Source organism: Candidatus Methylomirabilota bacterium, from assembly GCA_035936835.1.
GTDB lineage: Bacteria > Methylomirabilota > Methylomirabilia > Rokubacteriales > CSP1-6 > AR37.
Genome location: DASYVT010000164.1, coordinates 1 through 3,712 on the forward strand (window position 1 = coordinate 1; position 3,712 = coordinate 3,712).

Below are 3,712 nucleotides of genomic sequence, written 5' to 3' on the forward strand. Positions count from 1 at the left end.
GTCGCGGCCTCGCCGATCCCCTTGACGCCGAGCGTGGTCCGCGGCGAGTGCGTGCGGGTGTGGTCGTTCTGGAACGAGATCAGGTCGTCCGTCTTCGGGATCGCGTAGTCCATGAGGGTCGACGAGAGGAGCTGGCCCGACTCGTCGAAGGCCGCCTCTTCCCAGAGCGCCTGGCCGATGCCCTGCGCCAAGCCGCCGTGCACCTGGCCCTGGACCAGGAGCGGGTTGATGAGGAAGCCCGCGTCGTCCACCGACATGTATCGGAGGATCTTGACGCGACCCGTGTCCTGGTCCACCTCGACCATGGCGACGTGGGAGCCGAAGGGGAAGAGCATGCCGGCGCCGGTCTTGATGTCCTCGTGCGAGTCCAGACTGCCCTTGGCGGCCGCGGCGACCTGCTGCCAGGTGACGGCGCGATCGGGCACGCCGCGCACCGTGAATTTGCCATCGGCAAGCACGAGATCCTGCGCCGCCGCCTCGAGAAGGCTGGCGGCGACCTGCTGGGCCTTGTCCTTGACCTTGACCGCCTGGCCGAGGGCGTGCATGCCGCCGCGCGCGGCGGAGCGGCTGCCGAAGGTGCCGACGCCGTTCCTGACGAGCGCGGTGTCGCCCTGGACGACCGTGACCATCTCCATCGGGATCTGGAGCTCGTCGGCGACCAGCTGGGCGTAGGCCGTTTCATGGCCTTGCCCGTGAGAGGCCGAGCCCGTTAGCAGGGTCACGCGCCCGTCGGCGGCCACGACGAGGTCCGACACCTCGTCCTCTTCGAAGCCGCAGATTTCGACGTAGGAGGCGAGCCCGATGCCCACGAGCCGCCCGTGGGCGCGCGCCGCCTGCTGCTGCTGGCGGAGCTCCTCGTAGCCGGCCTTCACGAGCGCGTGGTCGAGGGCGCGCGTGTACTCGCCGCTGTCGTAGGAGTTCCCGAGCGCCGTGTCGTAGGGGAACTTGTCGGGCGGGATGAAGTTGCGCCGCCTGACTTCGGACGGGTCGAGGCCGACCTTCGCGGCGAGCAGGTCCATGCCGCGCTCGATGAAGTAAGCGGCCTCGGGCCGCCCCGCGCCGCGATAGGGCACCGTGCCCATCGTGTTGGTGAAGGCGCAGACGACCTCGGCCCGCGCCGTCTGGATGTCGTAGCAGCCCGTGATCATCTGGGCGCAGAGGACCGGCAGGAGGCAGCCGACGTGGTAGAGACAGTAGCCGACGTTGCCGGTGATCTTCGCGTCGAGCGCCAGGATCCGGCCCGTCGAGTCGGCGGCCAGGCGGAGGTGACAGCGCATGTCGCGGCCGTGTCCCGTCGCCTGCATGTCCTCGCGCCGCGTCGCCGCCCAGCGCACGGGGCGGTTCAGGCGCTTCGCGAGCATCGGGACGATGGTGTCTTCCTGGTACACGGGCACCTTGGCGCCGAAGCCGCCGCCCACGCGCCCGGTCATCAGGTGGATCTGCTCGGGCTTGAGCTTGAGCCGCTCGGCGACCTGGTTCCGCATGCCGTGCGGGATCTGGGTGTCGCCCCACATGGTCAGCTTCTGCGCCTTGGCATCCCAGATCGCGCTGCACGCGCGCGGCTCCATCGCGAGCGGGATCACGCGCTGGTTGATCAGCTTGACGTCAATGACCACGGGGGCCGTCTTGAAGGCCGCGTCGACGTCGCCCTTCTCGAGCTTGAACGAGACGCCGAGGTTGGAGCCGGTCTCCGGGTACAGGAGCGGCGCGCCCTTGCGGAGCGCCGCCTCCGAGTCCACGACGGCCGGCAGCGGCTCGTAGTCCACGACCACGGCCTCGGCCCCGTCCACCGCGGCCTGCGCCGTCTCGGCGGCGACCACGGCCACGGGCTCGCCCACGTGACGGACGCGGCCCTCGGCCAGCATCGTGTACCCCTGCCGGTTCATCGAGGCGAACATCTCGGGTGGGATCGGCGTGTGGATGACGCCGACCTCCGCGTTGATGTCGGCGCCTGTCAGGATGGCGACGACGCCGGGCATCTTCCTGGCAGCCGTGGCGTCGATCCGCTTGAGAACCGCGTGGGCGTGGGGGCTCCTGACGAACGCCAGCTGCAGCGCCCCTTCGAGGCGCACATCGTTGACGTAGCGGTCGGCGCCCGTGATGAGCCTGGGGTCCTCGAGCCGCCTGACCGGGCGGCCCACGTGCTGGATCGGCATAGCGTCAGTCTCCCTGTGAGATCCCGTGGTGTGCGAGCCGGAGGGCATGGTACCACGCGGCGAGAATCCCCCGCATCCGGGTTCGGGTTGCGTTACGCTGGGCAGGCGCCCGGCCCTCGCCGGGCGCTGACCTGTCACCTGGAGGCGCGCTATTCGGACGTCGGCCGAGGCTCCGCGAGGCACTCTGAGGCGAGACGTCCGAATTATCGGCCTGGTGGGCGGGGCCCATTTCGTCAGCCACTTCTTCCAGCTGACGCTGCCGCCGCTCTTCCCGCTCCTGCGCGATGACTTCGGTGTCAGCTACGTCCAGCTGGGCCTCCTGATGAGCCTCTTCTACGCCTCCTCCGGCATCGGCCAGACCGCGTCGGGCTTCCTCGTCGATCACTGGGGCGCGCGCCGCGTGCTGCCGACGGGCATGGCTCTCTTGGCTTTTGCCATGGCGCTGGCGGGGCTCGCCCCGTCGTATTGGGCGCTGGTGCCGGCGGCGCTCCTGGGCGGCCTCGGTAACAGCGTCTTCCACCCGGCGGACTACTCGATCTTCAACGCCTCGGTCAGCCCGTCGCGACTCGGTCGCGCCTACGGCGTTCACAGCATCTGCGGCGCCCTCGGCTGGGCCGTGGCGCCCGCCGTTGTTGTGACGCTGTCTTCGACGATAGGCTGGCGCCTTGCCCTCGTCACGGTGGGCGTCCTTGGCATCGCGGCGGCGGTCTCGCTCTCGGCGCAGGGCGAGGCGCTCGACGACCGCCGCGAGACGGCCGGGCTGCGCGGCGCGCCGTCGTCGGGCTGGACCGCCAACGTGAGGCTTCTCATGGCGACGCCGATCCTGGTCGCCTTCGCCTACTTCGCGCTCTTGGCGACCTCGCTCATCGGCATCCAGACCTTCTCCGTTTCGGCGATGGTCGCGATCTACGAGGCGCCGCTCGGCCTCGCCACTGGCGCGCTGACGGCGTTCCTTCTGGGCAGCGCCGGCGGAGTCCTCGTCGGGAGCTTTCTCGCGGACCGCACCAGCCGGCACGACGTGGTCGCCGCCGGCGGCTTGTTCCTCGGCGCGATCGCGAGCCTCGTCATCGCGAGCGCGGCGCCGCCGTTGGCGCTTTTGCCCCTGGTGATGGCGCTGGCGGGCTTCTGCCTCGGCGCGACCTCGCCCTCGCGCGACATGCTCGTGCGCGCCGCCACGCGGCCGGGCGCCTCGGGAAAGGTCTACGGCTTCGTCTACTCCGGGCTCGACCTGGGCTCCTCGCTCACGCCGCTCCTCTTCGGGTGGCTGCTCGACCGGGGCGAGCCGCGAATGGTCTTCGTGGCCTCCGCGGGCTTCATGCTGCTGACCATCGCCACCGTCGTCCAGGTGCGGCGCCACGCGGCGCCGGTTCGGACGCAGGCGCCCGTCTAGCAGCCTGCGGAGTTTTCAGCCGCCTGCTAGTACTACTGTGTTAGAAAAGTTAGGGGAATCATGGGGTACGCTGGCAGTCTCAGCGTATGCGCACATCCGAGACGGCTCGAGCCCATCGCTTCGCGACGTATGTGGAACAGCTGGCCACGGTCCTCGGCCACCGGGA

2 protein-coding genes are annotated in these 3,712 nt (G+C 70.1%); one reads left to right on the plus strand and one right to left on the minus strand.

Annotated features, from left to right (window positions below):
* Positions 1-2,156 (minus strand): xanthine dehydrogenase family protein molybdopterin-binding subunit (locus VGV06_14805; GenBank protein ID HEV2056417.1); only part of this gene is annotated, 2,156 nt, incomplete at its 3' end.
* 214 nt (positions 2,157-2,370) lie between these two features.
* Between VGV06_14805 and VGV06_14810 the strand changes: the two genes are divergently transcribed.
* Positions 2,371-3,546, plus strand: a complete 1,176-nt coding sequence (locus VGV06_14810) for an MFS transporter (protein ID HEV2056418.1) — start codon at positions 2,371-2,373, stop codon at positions 3,544-3,546.
* Positions 3,547-3,712: the final 166 nt, after the last annotated feature.